General features: G+C 34.2%; 18 protein-coding genes. 7 read left to right on the top strand and 11 right to left on the bottom strand.

What is annotated here, in order from left to right; all coding sequences use genetic code 11:
• Nucleotides 1-24: 24 nt before the first annotated feature.
• The 5 genes from ACZZZI_RS18000 to ACZZZI_RS17980 form a co-directional block, all read right to left on the bottom strand.
• Nucleotides 25-2,883, bottom strand: a complete 2,859-nt coding sequence (locus tag ACZZZI_RS18000) for a S9 family peptidase (RefSeq protein ID WP_463490436.1) — start codon at nucleotides 2,881-2,883, stop codon at nucleotides 25-27.
• A 256-nt stretch (nucleotides 2,884-3,139) separates the two neighbouring features.
• Nucleotides 3,140-4,942, bottom strand: a complete 1,803-nt coding sequence (gene yidC / locus ACZZZI_RS17995; RefSeq protein ID WP_316758743.1) for a membrane protein insertase YidC — start codon at nucleotides 4,940-4,942, stop codon at nucleotides 3,140-3,142.
• A gap of 20 nt (nucleotides 4,943-4,962) precedes the next feature.
• Nucleotides 4,963-6,579 (bottom strand): CTP synthase, encoded by a 1,617-nt coding sequence (locus ACZZZI_RS17990; protein ID WP_316758745.1) that lies wholly within the window; start codon nucleotides 6,577-6,579, stop codon nucleotides 4,963-4,965.
• Between the two features lie 285 nt (nucleotides 6,580-6,864).
• A complete protein-coding gene (locus tag ACZZZI_RS17985) occupies nucleotides 6,865-7,407 on the bottom strand; it encodes a hypothetical protein (protein ID WP_463490433.1) in 543 nt (180 codons plus the stop codon).
• Between the two features lie 147 nt (nucleotides 7,408-7,554).
• Nucleotides 7,555-7,995 carry a hypothetical protein gene (locus tag ACZZZI_RS17980; RefSeq protein ID WP_463490431.1) on the bottom strand — a complete coding sequence of 147 codons (441 nt, stop codon included), beginning with the start codon at nucleotides 7,993-7,995 and terminating at the stop codon, nucleotides 7,555-7,557.
• Between the two features lie 112 nt (nucleotides 7,996-8,107).
• On the opposite strand from ACZZZI_RS17980, the gene ACZZZI_RS17975 reads away from it, so the two are divergent.
• Nucleotides 8,108-9,061, top strand: a complete 954-nt coding sequence (locus ACZZZI_RS17975; protein ID WP_463490429.1) for a bifunctional helix-turn-helix transcriptional regulator/GNAT family N-acetyltransferase — start codon at nucleotides 8,108-8,110, stop codon at nucleotides 9,059-9,061.
• A gap of 55 nt (nucleotides 9,062-9,116) precedes the next feature.
• On the opposite strand, the gene kdsB is transcribed toward ACZZZI_RS17975, so the two are convergent.
• From kdsB to trpS, 4 genes are all read right to left on the bottom strand, one after another.
• Nucleotides 9,117-9,881, bottom strand: coding sequence for a 3-deoxy-manno-octulosonate cytidylyltransferase (gene kdsB / locus ACZZZI_RS17970; RefSeq protein WP_463490427.1), 765 nt, complete (start codon nucleotides 9,879-9,881; stop codon nucleotides 9,117-9,119).
• Nucleotides 9,878-10,081, bottom strand: a complete 204-nt coding sequence (locus ACZZZI_RS17965; RefSeq protein ID WP_344764009.1) for a DUF5808 domain-containing protein — start codon at nucleotides 10,079-10,081, stop codon at nucleotides 9,878-9,880. The genes kdsB and ACZZZI_RS17965 overlap by 4 nt, the downstream gene beginning before the upstream one ends.
• A gap of 165 nt (nucleotides 10,082-10,246) precedes the next feature.
• Nucleotides 10,247-10,861 (bottom strand): deoxynucleoside kinase, encoded by a 615-nt coding sequence (locus ACZZZI_RS17960; protein WP_316758757.1) that lies wholly within the window; start codon nucleotides 10,859-10,861, stop codon nucleotides 10,247-10,249.
• 94 nt (nucleotides 10,862-10,955) lie between these two features.
• Complete coding sequence (trpS, locus tag ACZZZI_RS17955) at nucleotides 10,956-11,954, bottom strand: tryptophan--tRNA ligase (protein ID WP_316758758.1); 999 nt, start codon at nucleotides 11,952-11,954, stop codon at nucleotides 10,956-10,958.
• 503 nt (nucleotides 11,955-12,457) lie between these two features.
• Between trpS and ACZZZI_RS17950 the strand changes: the two genes are divergently transcribed.
• From ACZZZI_RS17950 to ACZZZI_RS17925, 6 genes are all read left to right on the top strand, one after another.
• On the top strand, nucleotides 12,458-13,048 hold the full coding sequence (locus tag ACZZZI_RS17950) for a lysophospholipid acyltransferase family protein (RefSeq protein ID WP_344764007.1): 591 nt from the start codon (nucleotides 12,458-12,460) through the stop codon (nucleotides 13,046-13,048).
• 1 nt (nucleotide 13,049) lies between these two features.
• Complete coding sequence (gatC, locus tag ACZZZI_RS17945) at nucleotides 13,050-13,340, top strand: Asp-tRNA(Asn)/Glu-tRNA(Gln) amidotransferase subunit GatC (RefSeq protein WP_316758763.1); 291 nt, start codon at nucleotides 13,050-13,052, stop codon at nucleotides 13,338-13,340.
• Between the two features lie 108 nt (nucleotides 13,341-13,448).
• Nucleotides 13,449-14,207 (top strand): ABC transporter ATP-binding protein, encoded by a 759-nt coding sequence (locus ACZZZI_RS17940; protein ID WP_316758765.1) that lies wholly within the window; start codon nucleotides 13,449-13,451, stop codon nucleotides 14,205-14,207.
• A gap of 66 nt (nucleotides 14,208-14,273) precedes the next feature.
• Entirely contained in the window at nucleotides 14,274-14,822 is a 549-nt protein-coding gene (locus ACZZZI_RS17935) for a cob(I)yrinic acid a,c-diamide adenosyltransferase (RefSeq protein ID WP_316758767.1), read from the top strand.
• Between the two features lie 85 nt (nucleotides 14,823-14,907).
• Nucleotides 14,908-15,129 carry a DUF2795 domain-containing protein gene (locus ACZZZI_RS17930; protein ID WP_010603503.1) on the top strand — a complete coding sequence of 74 codons (222 nt, stop codon included), beginning with the start codon at nucleotides 14,908-14,910 and terminating at the stop codon, nucleotides 15,127-15,129.
• Between the two features lie 170 nt (nucleotides 15,130-15,299).
• Nucleotides 15,300-15,458, top strand: coding sequence for a lmo0937 family membrane protein (locus tag ACZZZI_RS17925; protein ID WP_109924584.1), 159 nt, complete (start codon nucleotides 15,300-15,302; stop codon nucleotides 15,456-15,458).
• 25 nt (nucleotides 15,459-15,483) lie between these two features.
• On the opposite strand, the gene ACZZZI_RS17920 is transcribed toward ACZZZI_RS17925, so the two are convergent.
• Nucleotides 15,484-16,161: a 2-C-methyl-D-erythritol 4-phosphate cytidylyltransferase gene (locus tag ACZZZI_RS17920; RefSeq protein WP_316758772.1), complete on the bottom strand. Its 678-nt coding sequence runs from the start codon at nucleotides 16,159-16,161 to the stop codon at nucleotides 15,484-15,486.
• A gap of 80 nt (nucleotides 16,162-16,241) precedes the next feature.
• Nucleotides 16,242-17,291 (bottom strand): tRNA preQ1(34) S-adenosylmethionine ribosyltransferase-isomerase QueA, encoded by a 1,050-nt coding sequence (queA, locus tag ACZZZI_RS17915; RefSeq protein ID WP_316758775.1) that lies wholly within the window; start codon nucleotides 17,289-17,291, stop codon nucleotides 16,242-16,244.
• Nucleotides 17,292-17,403 lie beyond the last annotated feature (112 nt).

Here is a 17,403-nt window from a genome sequence, read left to right as displayed (position 1 = left end):
TTTGAAATTAGCTTTTAATTTGACTTAAGGTTTATCGTCGGTTAATTCAAATCCCCAGGTTTTACCTTTTTCGGTTGCAGGGATACCATTAGTCATCCATGCTGGCGCTTTAGCACCTTTTAGATAGTAATCGAAAAATTGTTGCTCGCGAATTTGAATGTCTTTACGGTTTTGGCGTTGAACCAGGTTATGAGCTTCACCATTATAGTTTAGCATCCATACTGGTTTACCCAAACGGCGCAGGCCTGTAAACATTTCAATACCTTGATACCATGGCACAGCTCCATCGGCATCGTTTGCCATAACTACAACAGGTGTATTTACTTTAGGAAACATAAATAAGGGTGAGTTTTCGGTATATAACTCTGGTTTTTCCCAAAGGGTAGCACCAATACGGCTTTGTGTTTTTTCGTATTGGAATTGACGGTTCATACCACTTTCCCAACGAATACCACCGTAAGCAGATGTCATATTTACAACTGGCGCACCTGCCCATGCAGCAGCGTACATATTATTTTGTGTAATTAGGTAAGCAACCTGGTAACCACCCCAGCTTTGTCCCTGAATACCAATTTTGCTACCATCAACCCAACTGTTTTTCTTTAAATTTTCTACTCCCGAATTGATAAATTCTACTGCAGATTGACCTGGATGACCAGTTGTGTATGAAATATCTGGTGCGAAAACTAAATAACCATTACTCACAAAAAATGAAATATTTAATCTTGATGGAGTAGGAGCTGGCGCCTGATAAGAATATAATCCATCAGAAAGTTTTTCGTAGAAATATACAATCATTGGATATTTCTTTAAAGGATCGAAATTTTCTGGCTTATATAAAATACCTTCAGATTGATAACCTTTTGGAGTAGTCCATTTTACCAATTCTGCTGTTCCCCAGTTGTAACTTGCTTGTTGCGGGTTAGTGCTTGTTAATTTTGTTTCAGTTTTGAAATCGTTTGTAACATAAACATCAGGCGAGGCTACATAATTTCCTTTATCGAAAATATAAACATCAGCATCCTTAGCTTTCAATAAATTAGAGTATTTAGCTTTACCCATCACCACTAAATCAGGATTTTTTACTACACCAACATTTTTGCGGTAAAAGCCATTTTCTTTTGTTAAAGTATTAAAACTACTTAACCAAACCAACTCATTTGCTTTTACGAACTTAGTATCTGCACCACGTTCAAAACGATTGTCTTGTTGCGCTCTTTCGTAACGCAATGCAATTTTATTATCTCTGCCGAAGTTATTAGTAATATTTTTTGGCTGACTTTTTCCGTCTGGCGAAAATGACCAGATATCATATCTATCGTAAATTAAAACAGACTTATCATCTTCGGTCCACGTAGCAATGCCGTAAGCTTTCGGCGTATCTGGAACATCGTTTTCCTCATCGGCAAACTTAATCGCCATGCCATTATTTAATTGAGAAACTTTTCCAGTAGCAACATTGTATGTAAACCAGTTCGAAGTATTTTCATCAAAATAGATTACATAATTGCCCGCTGGAGATGCCGAAGCATTACCATTTAATTTTTCAATAATTTTTTTACGCTGACCAGTTTTGGTATCAACTAAATAATAATCTCTTAAAGTAGAACCGCTCCATTGAGATTCTACTCTGCGACCAAAATCCGTAGAAGCTAAAACAAAGTTTGCATTACCATCGCTCACCCTATTTGCATCAGGTAAAGATAAATCCGTTAATGGGATAACTTTTGGATCATTGCTGTAAACATCTATAACAGAAAGAAAACTTCTTTTACCGTCTCTATCTGCATTTTTAAGTTGCATTGGTTGCAAATAATCGTCTTTGTAATTCCAAACATCAACTTTTGCAACTTCGAAATCTACAATAGTGGTATCTTTTGCCTTTTTAATAGGCGCAATACCGAAAAATAATTTTTTTCCGTCTTTACTAAATGAAACTCTTCCATCACCACTAACCGACCATTTAGCTGGTAAACCTGGCATATCATAATCAACTATAGTTTGTGCAGTATCAAGCGTTAAAGAATTGTAGTAAATATTAAAATCTTTAATTTCTTGTTTTTCAGGACTTTGTTCTCCTACAAAAGCCAGGTGCTCGCTCTCATCATCAAAAGTAAATCCTTTAAAGCTGCCTTTACCTTTTACCAAAGTCTTAAGCGTTCCTTTTTCTGTATTTAAAAGGAATACACCTTGAGGTGCAGATTTATCTTTTTTGGAACCACTACAAGCGAAAACCAGTTGTTTCCCATCTTTGCTGAACGCATAGTCAGTAACATACTTATAGGTTTTATCAGCGTTAGTTAATAGATTTTTGACAATCAGATCAGTTCCTTCGTCTTTTTTAGGACCGCCAGCAGGTTCATCGTCAGCAAAATCCGTTTCCGAATCTTTTTTAGGTGCAGTAGTAGCAGCTTTTTTTGCAGTATCTAATTTATCTAATTGATAGGCCATATAGCCAAAGCCAGTTTCTGGAAATTTAAAAGACTTTACTCTTGCAATTTTAGTTACCGTATTCGAAGTTAGATTTGCTATACCCAAACTATCTTTTGGCATTGCATCGGGTTTTGCTTTTTTAATTTTTGCCTGGCGTAAATCTTTATAAAAAGGTTTTATTAGAAAGGCAGCGAATTTCGAATCGTTGCTAAACTGGCCCAGAGAAGCACGCGGTACCGTTAGCTTTGCGTTTGTTTTTAAATTTGTGATATATAAAGTTGCATCACCTTCTTGTTGTAAAACACTGTATAAAGCCAATTGGCCATTGTTTGATAGTTGCTTTGTACCTATTGATTCCCATGTATCATAAACTTTATGATCCAATGGTTTTTTTTGCGCACAGGCAAAGCTGACAACGAAAAACAGAATAATTGTTAGTCCTTTTTGCATTTTATGAATAAATTAATTTGTTGGTTGAGATTCAATCCTTAAAAATTGCAAAATTTTGTCTTAATAAAAAAGATGTACGTCAAATATTACAAATAAACACAGTTTTTATTCAATTCGGGATGTTGAATTAATTTATTTCTTGATATACTAACTCAATTCCTTAATGCCAAAAGCGATTTTACTAAGCAGGGGATATTAAACCAAAAAGCCTCGATTGCTTTTAAACAATCGAGGCTTTTGATATATAAATAAGTAATTACTTTTTACCTTGTTGCTGTTGTTGCTGACGCATGTAATCATCTAAACGCTGTTGGAATTTAGATTTTTTCTTTTTCTCATCAGCTGGTTTCGCCTTATTTTGTTGAATTAAAGCATGAATTTTATCATCATCAACCATTTTACGGATTAAGAACTGCTGTCCGAATGTCATTAAGTTAGCTAAGAAGTAGTAATAATTTAATCCGGCAGGATAGCTATTTAATACACCCAAGAAAATTACTGGCATAATGTAGCCAATGTATTTCATTTGACCTGTTGCACCCGAAACCTGGTTGTTAAAGTAAGTCATAATTAATGTAGAGATCGTCATCAATACACACATTAAACTTAAGTGGTCGCCTATGAAAGGAATTTTAACACCGAAACGGATAAACTCATCATAAGTAGATAAATCTTTCATCCAAAGGAAACTTTCTTGTCTTAACTCGAACAAGTTAGGGAAGAAGAAGAAGAAAGCCATAACTAATGGTAATTGTAAAACCATCGGCAAACACCCGCCTAGTGGATTTACACCAGCTTTCTTATAGAGTTTCAAATATTCTTGCTGAACTAAAGTAGGATTATCTTCACCAACTTTTGCTTTAATCTCATCCATTTCAGGTTTTAAAACCCTCATTTTAGCCATCGATAAGTATGACTTGTAGGTTAATGGTGATAATGCAAGTTTTAATAAAATGGTAAGCGCAAAAATAATCAGGCCATAACCCCAACCGAAACCGTTAAGGAAATTAAATACTGGCAATACGATAAAACGGTTAACATATTTTAATGGCCAGTAACCCATATCAACTTGCTGCTCCAAATCGTATCCTTGAGCTTTCAAAGTCGAGAATTTGTTGGTACCAAAATAGAATTCCATTTCGTAAGCCTGATTTGCAAGATGTGTGTAAGGCAATTGCATGTTTGCACTATAGAATTTAATCTGACCTGGAGTTGTTGGAATTTTAACTTCTAAACTTCCTTTTTCAAATGCTTGTTTAGCAATTAATGAAGCAGAGAAAAAATGTTGCTTAAATGAAACCCATTGGATTTTTCCTTTAGTTAATTCTTCTTTCTCATCTTTTGAAACACTTAAGTGGTTTACATCGCCATCTAAATATTTGTAGTATGGAGCAGAATAACGGTGCTCACTTTCAATAGATTTTTCTTGTTGCAATAACGTTGCATCCCAGTTTAAGTTAATTGTGTTGCCAGAAATAACTTGCTGTAAACCAACCAAATTAACATTAAATGCTACCTTGTTACTTGCTGCTTTTAAATCGTAAGCAAATTCTACATAAGCATTGGCACCATAATTAGCACGCATAGTTACATTATTGCCATTTTTAACAGGTGTAAAGTATAAATCGTTTGTGTTGATTACTTTTCCTGCTGCATTAATGTTTAAGCCAAACTTATTGTTGTTTCCACTAAACAAAATTAAAGGTTTACCATCAAAAGTTTTTTGGCCTTTAACTTGCACCGATGCAATTTTACCACCTTTATTACTCAAGGTAATTAATAAGTTTTCGTTTTCTATAACTGTATTCGATTCTGTTCCAGCTAAAGCGGTTCCGAAAGGGCCTTTAAGCGCTAAAGAATCAACTGCAGGATTTGCAACAGCTGTATTTTTTACAGTATCTTTTAATGTAGTTGCAGTAACACCTGCTTTTTTAAGCGAATCAATTTTCTCTGTTTCTTTGGCTTTTTTAAGTTCTGCTTCACTTGGTTTGAAGAAGTAGAATGATCCTGCCAAAATGATCATAATCAGGAATAATCCTGTAAAGGTATTTCTATCCATTATTTATTTTTATGCTGCAGTTAATTAGTTTTCTTTTTAGCATACTCCATTGCAGCAGCCACAAATTTAACAAAAAGTGGGTGAGGATTTGCTACTGTTGATTTTAATTCTGGGTGAAACTGGCCGCCCACGAAAAAAGGATGGCTTTTTAATTCTACAATTTCAACAAGGCCCGATTCAGGATTAATACCAGAGGCAATCATTCCTGCTTCTTCGTATTGTTTTAAATAGGCATTATTAAATTCGTAACGATGACGGTGGCGCTCGTTTATATGTTGTTTACCGTAAATAGCAAAAGCCTTTGTGCCTTTTTTAATGTCGCAAGGATAAGAACCCAAACGCATTGTGCCGCCTTTATTTGTTATTTTTTTCTGCTCCTCCATCATGTTGATTACAGGATTTTCAGCATTTTCTTCAATTTCTACCGTATGTGCGCCTTTTAAGCCTAAAACATTACGGCCATATTCAATTACGGCACATTGCATACCTAAACAAATACCAAAGAAAGGAATGTTATTTTCTCGAACGTATTTAATTGTATCAATTTTACCTTCAATACCGCGACTACCAAAACCTGGTGCAACTAAAACACCTTGTAAATGGCCTAATTTCTCTTTTACATTATCAGGGAAAATGCCTTCAGAGTGAATATATTCTACTTTTACTTTACATTCATTTTTAGAACCAGCATGTACAAAAGATTCTATAATCGATTTATAAGCATCAGGTAATTCAACATATTTTCCAACCAAGCCAATTTTAACTTCAGCTGTAGGATTTTTTAAACGACCAAGAAAATCTTTCCAGCTTTCCATATCTGGATCGTTTTTAGTCGGTAATTTTAATTTCGCTAAAACAGTTTTATCTAATTGTTCTTTTAACATCAGCAAAGGCACATCATAAATTGTAGATGCATCCATTGATTCGACAACTGCGTTGATATTAACGTTACAAAATAAGGCGATTTTTTTTCTCAAATCAGGGCCTAAGTGATGTTCGGTTCTACAAACCAGGATATCGGGCTGAATACCATATTCTAACAAGGCTTTAACCGAGTGTTGTGTTGGTTTTGTTTTCAACTCTCCAGCCGCCGCTAAATAAGGTACTAAAGTTAAATGAATTACAATTGCATTCGAATTGCCTTCTTCCCATTTAAACTGACGAACAGCTTCTATAAACGGTAAAGATTCGATATCACCAACCGTACCACCAAGCTCCGTAATTACAATGTCGTAATCGCCGCTATCACCAAGAATACGCATATTACGTTTAATTTCATCGGTAATGTGCGGAACAACCTGTACAGTTTTACCTAAATACTCACCTTTACGCTCTTTGCTAATTACGTTTTGGTAAATACGACCTGTTGTAATGTTGTTTGCCTGCGAAGTTGGAACATTTAAGAAACGTTCGTAATGACCAAGATCTAAATCGGTTTCAGCACCATCTTCCGTAACAAAACACTCACCGTGCTCGTATGGATTTAATGTTCCTGGATCGATATTAATGTACGGATCGAATTTTTGAATGGTTACACGATAACCTCGTGCCTGTAAAAGTTTAGCTAAAGAAGCGGATATGATGCCCTTACCTAAAGAGGAAGTAACACCGCCCGTAACAAAAATATACTTAGTCATGTTTGTGAATTTATGCAACAAAGGCAAAAAATGTTGCTTTTTGTACGGGGTACAAAGGTAGTAAAATTAGTCGTTCAAGCAGAAATAAAACTCGGTAATTTTAAAAATGATAAAGCAATGTTATTTAATGGATTATAAAATTGTTTTGTTGCATTACATTTTTTGGTAAAGCTAAGTCGATAACAATTATTAAGATCAGTTTCGTTTTTCGCTTTAAATTATGATGATAATTTGTGCTTTTTGTGATGGGGGTTAAGAAGATAATTAGTAGATATAAAAAGTGAATTAACAACAATTGTAATAAATCTTTACCTTCTTTTCTTTTTCGCTCCAGGCAATGTAAATGTTGTTCTCTTTTCCTAAACGATACTTAAAGCCATTTAAACCCGATTTTTTTAATTCCTCATAAAGCGCTTTATCTGGGGTGTAATTATCAGCTTTATCATCTGGCATAACTGCAGGTTCTAGAAAATTATCATCACTAAAAAAGTCGTTAGCTATTGTTTTAAGAAAAATAATTTGATCTTTTTCTTTCGATAAATCGATGTTGGGATCTGTACTACCCAAAAGCTCAGTACCTTTTAGTTTCGCATTGTAAATTTCGATGCCTTCAGCATTTTTGATGCTGAAGTTTAAAACCATATCTTCTGGCTTTCTGCCAGTTAATTCAATTTTAAATGTATCTAATGTCTTTAAATTTGAAAATGATTTACCTATGCTCGAATTTACATTCTTAAATTCTATGGATTCTGCTTTTTCTTTTTTATTTGATTGACAAGCAAATAGAACAACAACACATGTAATGATAAGTAATGATAATTTTCTCATGGTCGAAAATACGAATTTTAGAGTTTTATCAAATTTTTAGTTCGAATTATAAAGAATAACCTACTGATAAAGCTAATTGAAAATCTAAATATCCTTTTGGAGCATCGCTTCCTTGAAATGTTTCTATGTTGAAATATTTTTCATAACCTATTCCAGTAGTTGTTTCGAGAAAAAATCTTTTAGCTGGAATATACAGAAACCCAATATTAATACCCGAACGGATGGAATTCGCCTTGAAGTTTCTATCATTTCCAAAGATAAATATCCAGTAGGATGAACGTAGGCATTATTTGATACAATTGTTTTGTTTAAGTTTCCTGTATATATTCCAAAAAAAGGCGTAATCTCATGTTGTTTTATTTCATAAGCATACATTTTTGCTCGCAGTAAAAATCCGTTATATTCATAATCTCTTCCCCAGTTTAATACTCCTGTGTTATAAGAAAGTTCCAGGCCATATTTTAGTGCGATAGTTTTCTCAATAGAAAATGATGGTAGCTTAGCAATCAGATTTAATAAATTTGTTTTTAAAAAGATTCCGTATGGCTTTTGAGCTATTCCGTTTTTGGCTATAAATAAGAAAAGCAATAAGTATAAAAACCTCCTCTTAGTATATCGTTTTCTAAAAATAATTTAATTTATCCAATTGAAAACATTTTTTTGTAATATTGCGTAATCAGTTACGTAATTAATTTAATATATGAGCTTTTTTGAACAAATAGGTAAGGTTGCTATTGGAAGTAGATTAAGAATGTTAACCGACAAGGTTACCGAAGACGCAGCACAGATTTATAAACTTTACGATATAGATATGCAACCCAAATGGTTCCCCGTATTTTATTCTCTATCAAAAGGAGAGGAGAAAACCATTACGGAGTTAGCTAAAGAGATTGGTCATTCACATCCCTCCGTAAGCAAAATAATCAGCGAGATGTTGAAGAAAGGTTATGTATTGGAAAAGAAAGATAAAAGTGATGGGCGACGGAATGTAGTTAGCCTTTCTAAACAAGGTTTGATCATTTCGGATAAGGTTACTAACCAGTTAATTGATGTTAATGCGGCTATTGAAGAATTATCGGCACAAACGCAAAACAAACTTTGGGAAGCGATAGGTGAGTGGGAATTTTTATTAGAACAAAAAACATTATTAAAAAGAGTGGAAGACAAGAAAAAACTTAGAGATAGCGAGCAAGTTGAAATTGTTGCTTATGAGCCAAAATACCAGGAAGTATTTAGGGCGTTAAACGTAGAGTGGATATCAGCATATTTTAAAATGGAAGAATCTGATTACAAAGCTTTAGATCATCCGCAAGGCTATATTTTAGATAATGGTGGACATATTTTAGTTGCACTTTACAATGGCGAACCTTTAGGTGTTTGTGCGTTGATTAAAATGGATGATGAAGAATACGACTTCGAGTTGGCAAAAATGGCTGTTTCTCCGAAAGCACAAGGTAAAAATATAGGTTTTTTACTTTCTAGCGCAATTATAGAATTAGCAAAAAAATTAGGTGCTTCTAAAATTTATTTAGAAAGTAATACTATTCTTAAGCCCGCCATTAACCTTTATCATAAACTAGGTTTTGAAAAGGTTGCTGGCAAACCTACGCCATATACACGTTGCAATATCCAAATGGAGTTGGTGGTAAGCTAAAATCCTTATATTAAGCCACGAAGCAATCTCAAATAAAGAAATTGCTTCGTACCATTTACTCTAATTTCAAAGCCTTTAAAAGCTTATTCAACTTTTTAAGGTCTTCTGGTGTATCAATAGCAACAGTTTCTAAATCTGTAATTTTTGTTTGGATGTAAAATCCGTTTTCAATCCAGCGAAGCTGTTCTAAACTTTCAGCAATTTCTAATGAGGATGGTGCTAATTTTGTAATCTCTTTTAAAGATTCTGTTCGGTAACCGTAAATACCAACGTGTTTGTAAAACTGATGTTTTTCTGCCCAAACACCTGGTTCTCCATTTCTAATAAAAGGAATAGGGCTTCTACTGAAATACATTGCCCTGCCGTTTATATCAATTACCACCTTTGGACTGTTTGGATTATAAATACTTTCCTGACTTTCTATCGGTTTTATTAAGGTTGCCAGCTGAACTTTTTCTTCAACAAAGCAACTGGTAAGTAAATCTATTTGTGCAGGTTCTATAAAAGGCTCGTCACCCTGAATATTAATTACAATATCAAAACCAGTAAGCTGCTCAATAACTTCAGCGCATCTATCTGTTCCGCTTTGGTGTGTTGAAGCTGTAATTACATACTCGCCACCAAATCTTTTAACTTCTTCAACAATACGTTCATCGTCGGTTGCAATTACAACTTTCGATAAACTTTCTGCTTTGGATGCCTGCTCATACACCCTTTGTATCATGCTTTTGCCAGCAATATCTACCAATGGCTTGCCTGGAAATCGGGTAGAGGCAAAGCGAGCAGGAATTATCCCGATAACTGATTTTTTATCTATCATATATTTTTTTGATAGAGCCTGTAGGCTACAAAAGCAAAAATTAACCCCAAAATAATATAGGAAATTGGATGTGCAAAATTAAGTGTCCACCCCAAAACTTCAATTCGTTTTCTGATGATAAATCTTGAATCGTTTCTATTAAAATAGAAAATACCCCATTTCCAGTTTTCTGGTTTATCATGTTCGAAATCTTTTTCCATCGTTTACAGATTGATAATTTTACTTAAAAAACCTTGACTGATTATGTAACTCTTCATAATTATATGAGATTGATAAAGAGTGTTTTACAGTGTTATAAAAGTTTAGATTTCTTACAAAGTTCAGGGTAACAATTTTGAATTATTTTTTCTTGCAGCTTAAAAAAATTAAAATAATCCGTTTATTTCGGCTTCTATAGATTGAATTACCGTACCTAAATCTTCAGGATTGTTAGTGAAATCCAATTTATCCTTATCAAGAATTAATAATTTACCAAGATCGTAGCCTTTAATCCAGGCTTCATATTTCTCGTTCAGTTTAGATAAATAATCGATACGAATACCAGCTTCATATTCGCGGCCTCGGCGTTGTATATTATTTACAAGCGTTGGCACAGAAGCACGTAAATAAACCAGCAAATCTGGAGGTTTAATAAACGATGTAATATTATCGAAAATAGCACGGTAATTATCGTGATCACGGGTAGTCATCAAAGCCATATCGTGTAAGTTTTCAGCAAAAATATGTGCATCTTCATAAATCGTTCTGTCTTGAATAACATTACGTTTATTTACTTCGATGTCTGTAATTTGTTGAAAACGACTGTTTAAGAAATAAATCTGAAGGTTAAAGCTCCAGCGTTTCATGTCGCTATAAAAATCTTCGAGATACGGATTGTTATCAACAGCTTCATATAAAGCTTCCCATCCATAATTTTTTGCCAACAAACCAGTTAAAGTTGTTTTACCAGCGCCTATATTTCCTACTATTGCTATGTGCATATATAATGATGTAAGATGTGAAATATGTAAGAAGGAAAATGAAGGGTTTTAAGCGCTCATCTAAAGTCTCTTATCTCAAATCTATTAAATAAAATTAAAAACTTTTAAACCCAATTAAGTTACGAACTTCTTTAATGGTTTTCTGCGCACTTTCTCGAGCTTTTAAAGCACCGTGTTTAGCAACCTGTCTTAAATATAAATCATCTTTAGATAACTCTTCAATTCGTTCTCTTATTGGTGAGTTAAAAATAATCATATCTTCTGCAAGCTGTTTTTTCATATCTCCGTATCTAATTTGCATTTTGTTGTATAAACCGTCAAAATGCTCAACCGTATCAGGAGTAGAAACAATTTTCATTAAATCGAATAGGTTTTGAATAGCTTCGGGTTTTGCCTGGTTTTCTTCCGTCGGGCCACTATCGCTAACCGCACGAGATACCTTTTTGCGAATAATTTCTGGACTATCAGACAAATAAATGCAATTTCCATCACCGTCAGATTTGCTCATTTTACCTTTACCTTCTAAACCTGGCACTTTTACCAAATTTTCAGAATAACTAAACGCAAACGACTCTGGGAATAAATCGGTATTATACATTCTATTAAAACGATTTCCAAAATTCCTGGTCATCTCTAAATGTTGCTCCTGATCTTTACCAACAGGAACTTTTGTAGCCTTGTGAATTAAAATATCTGCCGCCATTAGGGTCGGATAGGTTAATAAACCAGCATTAACATTATCGGGATTTGCTCTAATTTTCTCTTTGAAAGATGCACTGCGTTCTAATTCGCCCAAATAAGCATTCATATTCAGGTACAAATAAAGCTCAGAAACCTCTGGTACATCGGATTGGATATATATTGTTGCCTCTTCAGGATTAATGCCACAAGCTAAATATTCTACTAAAACGTGTCTTACATAACCATGCAAATCGCCAGGTACTGGATGTGTAGTTAAAGAATGGAGGTCGGCAATAAAAAAATAGCAGTTGTAATCGTACTGCATTTTTACAAAGTTAGTTACTGCGCCAAAATAATTTCCTAAATGTAGCTTTCCTGTTGGCCTGATGCCACTCACCACTGTTTCTTTCATAATGGCACGAAATTAAAAATAAAAAGCCATCAAACTATAGTATAGATTCAATTTTATATCATAAAAAAAATATCTTCTCCTAGGTTAATCAATACCTGCACCTTGTGGTCATATCCATTTTATCGTCAAATATTTCTAAGGTCATCTTTGGGTTAGCGTCGGTGTTAGGAACTGGGTTTACACTGGCGAACACCTGGCTAAGTACTGGATACAGATATTATTTACTACGGATAGTTATTATAGTAATGTGCTCTTTTATTGATGTGATTAATGTAATTGAAAATAAAATGATTATGATCTGATCAGCACTGAGATCGTGAGCTTATATCATAATGAATTATCAAACTATTTTATATTTTTGACAATCTATGATAAAATTTTTTAGGCAATTACATCGCGTTTGGTACCTTTTCTGGATACTGTTTTTCTTTGCACTCTTTTATCCGATTTATATAATTACGTCTAAAAATCCGAAGTATTATGGGATATTAAATTTTTGCCGAATGGCAAATAGCTTTCTATGTAGTTTATTTGCAGGGGTATTTTTCTCTTATAAATTTGAAGAGCCATTAGATAACAAGCAAACTTATATTTACTGCGCCAACCATACATCTAATTTAGATATTATGATATTTTGCATTTTGGCAAAAGGACGGTATCATTTTATGGGCAAAGATGAATTATTAAATAACCCTGTATTAGGCATATTTTTTAAAACTATTGATATATCTGTAAAACGAGATAGTAAAATATCAGCATTCAGGGCTTTTAAAAAAGCAGGCGAAAATTTAGAAAAGGGAATGAGTTTAATCATTTTTCCAGAGGGCAAAATAGATGATCACTACCCACCAAAACTTGGCGAGTTTAAAAATGGTCCATTTCGCCTTGCAATAGAAAAAAATATTCCTTTAGTGCCAGTAAGTATAACCAATGTTTGGAAAATTAACTGGGATGACGGTGCTAAGTATGGAAGTAAGCCTGGAATTTGCGATATTTACGTCCACAAACCAATAAATACATCTCAGCTAACAGATGGTGATACAGATGGATTAAAAGAAAAGGTTTTTAAATTGATTGATAGCAAACTTTTATAATATGAATTTAGACGCAAAGACCATTCACAAAATAGCCGATTTGGCAAGGATTCATATTGATGAAAAAGAGGTTGAAACCCTCATTCCTGAAATGAATAAGATCTTATCGTTTATGGAAAAATTAAACGAACTAGATACTTCTGCTGTTAAACCCTTGGTTTATATGAATGAAGCTACAAATGTGTGGCGCGAGGATGTTGTTAAACAGGAAATTTCTACTGCCGATGGTTTGAAAAATGCAGCAAAACATACAGATGAGTTTTTTATGGTTCCAAAAATCATTGAGAAATAAGCTTCAATTAATTGGTTAAAATTTAAGCTGCGTTTAGTAACATAATTGATGTTTTTTAAAATCGCTTGTAACATCTTAACCATTACCCTTGTCTAAAAAATAAAAACTATGTCGCAACCACTCATCACCATTAAAGAAATTGGACGTAAATACGTTATCGGTTCAGAGGTAATTCATGCTTTAAAATCAGTAAGTTTAGATATAAACAAAGGTGAGTTTGTAGCGTTAATGGGTCCTTCTGGTTCAGGTAAATCTACGTTGATGAATATTTTGGGTTGTTTAGATACACCTTCGAGTGGAACTTATATATTAAACGGAACGGACGTAAGCCACATGACGGATGATGCTTTAGCTGAAGTTCGCAATCAGGAAATCGGTTTCGTTTTTCAAACATTTAATCTTTTACCGCGCTCAACTTCTTTAGATAACGTAGCATTGCCGCTAATTTACGCAGGAAACAGTAAAAAGGATCGAGATGCTCGCGCTGCTAAGGCATTAGAAAATGTAGGTTTAGGAAATCGTATGGATCATAAACCCAACGAGCTTTCTGGTGGTCAGCGTCAACGTGTAGCTGTTGCCAGAGCATTAATTAACGATCCTTCTATTATTCTTGCCGATGAGCCAACGGGTAACTTAGATACCAAAACCTCTATCGAAATTATGGGTTTGCTCGAAGAAATTCATAGCAAAGGAAATACAATTATTTTGGTAACGCATGAGGAAGATATTGCTCAACATGCACACCGAATTGTACGTATGCGTGATGGTTTGATAGAGAATGATTACTTGAATACCGATATAAAAAATGTTTCACCACGCTTGCAGGCTTTAAAAGAAAGCGGAAGCGATTGGGAAAAAATAAATTAATCCCTAAATCCCCAACGGGGACTTTTTAGGATTTTATATAATAATTTCCCTTTAGGGATTAAGGGTATGAAAATCTACACAAAAACTGGCGATAAAGGCCAGACATCATTAATTGGTGGCACTCGTGTTGCAAAATATCATTTACGTATTGAAGCTTACGGAACCGTTGATGAATTAAATTCGTACATCGGGTTAATTATGTGCCAGAACATCGATGCCCATCATCAGCAATTACTTAAAGAGATTCAGGATCGATTATTTACGGTAGGCTCTTCTTTGGCAGCCGACCCTGAAAAATCTAAAATGAAGATTCCTGATTTGCATGATAGCGACGTTACTTTGCTTGAAAACGAAATGGATGCTATGAACGAAAGCTTGCCAGCATTAAAGCATTTTATTTTACCAGGCGGTAATACGGTAGTTTCCTACTGTCATATTGCCAGATGTGTTTGCAGAAGGGCAGAACGTTTAACTGTAGAACTTGCAGAAAATAGTTTTGTAGATGAACGCGTAACAGTTTATCTAAACCGTTTGAGCGATTATTTATTTGTTTTGGCACGAAAACTGAATATTGATTTCGGAGCAGAAGAAAACATTTGGATACCTCGTGTTTAATGGTGGAAAAATAAGTTTGTTTTGCTCAGAAATTTTAATATACTTTGCGAAATATTAAGAATAAGAATTTAATTGAATTGAAGATATGTATTGGACACTAGAATTAGCTTCCCACCTGGAAGACGCACCATGGCCTGCAACAAAAGATGAGTTAATTGATTACGGTATCCGTTCTGGAGCACCTGTAGAAGTTATCGAGAATTTACAGGCATTAGAAGATGACGGCGAGCCTTATGAAACAATAGAGGAAATTTGGCCAGATTATCCTACTAAAGAAGATTTCTTCTTTAATGAGGATGAATACTAAAGAAAGCCTAAGAAGCTCCCGATGAAAATCGGGAGCTTTTTTTTTGCATTTTATTTTATAAGCGATGAAAATAGAGGCAAATGGCGAGATCAAAATAAATCTTTACATTTTTTAAACAAAAGATTATCGTGTGTGTTAATACTTCAATATTTACTTAAAAAATTAACACTATGGGGAATTTATTGTATTTAGTAGCGGTAGTATTGGTAATACTATGGGTTATAGGTTTTGTATTTCACGGCTTTGGTGATGTAGGTGGAATTATTCATGTTCTACTTGTGATAGCTGTTATAGCAATATTACTTAAGGTTATAGGCAGAGCTGCCTAAACAAAATAAAAATACCCTTTATAATTTAAAGGGTATTTTTATTAATTAACATTTCTGCCAATTCTAAATCGATGGGGTAGGTTATTTTTATGTTGTTTCTTTCTCCTTCGATAATATTTATTTTTTCTCCAAGTGCTTCTACAACACTTGCATCATCTGTAAAGGCTAATTCAAAGTCTTGCTCGTATGCACTTCTCAAAACTGATAGATCGAATACCTGAGGGGTTTGTACCAGATAAACCTCATTTCTTTTAATGGCAGATGTTTCGCCATTTTTTAAAAGCCTAACACTATCGCTAGATTGTACTGCAACAACTACATTTCCTAATTCAGTAGCTTGCTTATAACTATAATCTATAAGCTGTTTTGAAATTAATGGTCTAACTGCGTCATGTATTGCTACGAAGCAATCTTCGTTAATTGTTTTAATGGCATTCTGAACAGAATTAAATCGCTCTGAGCCACCAGCAATAATTTCGTGCGGTATGTTAAAATTAAATTCATTACAAAGCCTTCGCCAGTAATTGTGCTGGTCGGTGTGTAATACAACTAAAATTTTTGGTTGAGAATCGCTTTGCGCAAAAGCCTTTATAGTGTGCATTAAAACCGGAAGGTTATTAAGCAATAGAAATTGTTTTGGGGTTTCAGTTTGCATTCGATTTCCCGAACCTCCTGCTACAATTACAGCGTAATATTTCATCATCAAAAGTATCAAGTATTTAGTATCAAGTAGCAAGTATAGACTTTAGTCTCGATACTCGATACTTAATACTTGAATCGATTTTAGATAATTAGCATGGCATCACCATAGCTATAAAATTTATATTTTTCTTTTACTGCAACTTCGTAAGCATTCATTACGTTTTCGTAACCGCCAAAAGCACTTACCATCATTAATAAAGTAGATTCAGGTGTGTGGAAATTGGTTATCATCGAGTTTGCAATACTGAAATCGTAAGGAGGGAAGATAAACTTACTTGTCCAGTCGTTAGCAGCTTTTAAAGTTCTGTTTGCAGAAACAGCCGATTCGATAGAACGCATTGAAGTTGTACCAACGGCACAAATTCTTCTTTTTTCTTCTAAAGCTTTATTTACAATATCAGCATCTTTTTGCTCAATAATAAATTGCTCAGAATCCATTTTGTGTTTAGTTAAATCTTCAACTTCTACAGTTCTGAAAGTTCCTAAACCAACGTGTAAGGTAACTTCGGCAAATTCTATACCTTTAAGTTCAAGGCGTTTCATTAATTCGCGACTAAAGTGTAAACCTGCAGTTGGAGCTGCAACTGCACCTTCGTGTTTCGCGAAAATTGTTTGATAACGTTCTTTATCTTCAGCAGTAGCTTTACGTTTAATATATTTAGGAAGTGGAGTTTCGCCTAAAATTTCAACGTTTTTTCTGAATTCTTCATCAGTTCCTTCGAATAAGAAACGGATTGTACGGCCGCGAGATGTAGTGTTATCTACAACCTCAGCAACTAACAAATCGTCATCGCCGAAATATAATTTATTACCAACACGGATTTTACGAGCTGGGTCCACTAAAACATCCCATAAACGTAGTTCTTTATTTAACTCACGAAGTAAGAAAACCTCGATTGTAGCACCAGTTTTCTCTTTATTGCCATATAAACGAGCAGGGAAAACTTTTGTGTTATTTAATATCATAACGTCTTTGTCATCGAAATAACCTAAAACGTCTTTAAAAATTTTATGTTCAATTTTACCGCTGTCTTTGTGTAAAACCATCAAACGTGCTTCGTCGCGTTGTTCAGCTGGATTGTTAGCCACTAGTGCCTCTGGTAAGTTGAATTTGAATTGTGATAATTTCATTCTTGATGAATTTTTTGAGGTGCAAAAATACGAATTTAATTCTTCTTTTTCGTATTTTATCAAACGCAATTATAGTGTATTATGTTTTAATATGCTTATACAATTAAAAAAA

This window comes from Pedobacter sp. AC190 (assembly GCF_979258025.1).
Note: the sequence above shows the minus strand (reverse complement) of the source record. Positions and strands in the feature narration are given on the sequence as shown.

Excerpts from the sequence above, each read along its gene's own strand:
- ACZZZI_RS18000 (WP_463490436.1), bottom strand. The coding sequence starts at position 2,883 with ATGCAAAAAGGACTAACAATTATTCTGTTTTTCGTTGTCAGCTTTGCC.
- yidC (WP_316758743.1), bottom strand. The coding sequence starts at position 4,942 with ATGGATAGAAATACCTTTACAGGATTATTCCTGATTATGATCATTTTG.
- ACZZZI_RS17990 (WP_316758745.1), bottom strand. The coding sequence starts at position 6,579 with ATGACTAAGTATATTTTTGTTACGGGCGGTGTTACTTCCTCTTTAGGT.
- ACZZZI_RS17985 (WP_463490433.1), bottom strand. The coding sequence starts at position 7,407 with ATGAGAAAATTATCATTACTTATCATTACATGTGTTGTTGTTCTATTT.
- ACZZZI_RS17975 (WP_463490429.1), top strand. The coding sequence starts at position 8,108 with ATGAGCTTTTTTGAACAAATAGGTAAGGTTGCTATTGGAAGTAGATTA.
- kdsB (WP_463490427.1), bottom strand. The coding sequence starts at position 9,881 with ATGATAGATAAAAAATCAGTTATCGGGATAATTCCTGCTCGCTTTGCC.
- ACZZZI_RS17965 (WP_344764009.1), bottom strand. The coding sequence starts at position 10,081 with ATGGAAAAAGATTTCGAACATGATAAACCAGAAAACTGGAAATGGGGT.
- ACZZZI_RS17960 (WP_316758757.1), bottom strand. The coding sequence starts at position 10,861 with ATGCACATAGCAATAGTAGGAAATATAGGCGCTGGTAAAACAACTTTA.
- trpS (WP_316758758.1), bottom strand. The coding sequence starts at position 11,954 with ATGAAAGAAACAGTGGTGAGTGGCATCAGGCCAACAGGAAAGCTACAT.
- ACZZZI_RS17950 (WP_344764007.1), top strand. The coding sequence starts at position 12,458 with ATGGCAAATAGCTTTCTATGTAGTTTATTTGCAGGGGTATTTTTCTCT.
- gatC (WP_316758763.1), top strand. The coding sequence starts at position 13,050 with ATGAATTTAGACGCAAAGACCATTCACAAAATAGCCGATTTGGCAAGG.
- ACZZZI_RS17940 (WP_316758765.1), top strand. The coding sequence starts at position 13,449 with ATGTCGCAACCACTCATCACCATTAAAGAAATTGGACGTAAATACGTT.
- ACZZZI_RS17935 (WP_316758767.1), top strand. The coding sequence starts at position 14,274 with ATGAAAATCTACACAAAAACTGGCGATAAAGGCCAGACATCATTAATT.
- ACZZZI_RS17930 (WP_010603503.1), top strand. The coding sequence starts at position 14,908 with ATGTATTGGACACTAGAATTAGCTTCCCACCTGGAAGACGCACCATGG.
- ACZZZI_RS17925 (WP_109924584.1), top strand. The coding sequence starts at position 15,300 with ATGGGGAATTTATTGTATTTAGTAGCGGTAGTATTGGTAATACTATGG.
- ACZZZI_RS17920 (WP_316758772.1), bottom strand. The coding sequence starts at position 16,161 with ATGATGAAATATTACGCTGTAATTGTAGCAGGAGGTTCGGGAAATCGA.
- queA (WP_316758775.1), bottom strand. The coding sequence starts at position 17,291 with ATGAAATTATCACAATTCAAATTCAACTTACCAGAGGCACTAGTGGCT.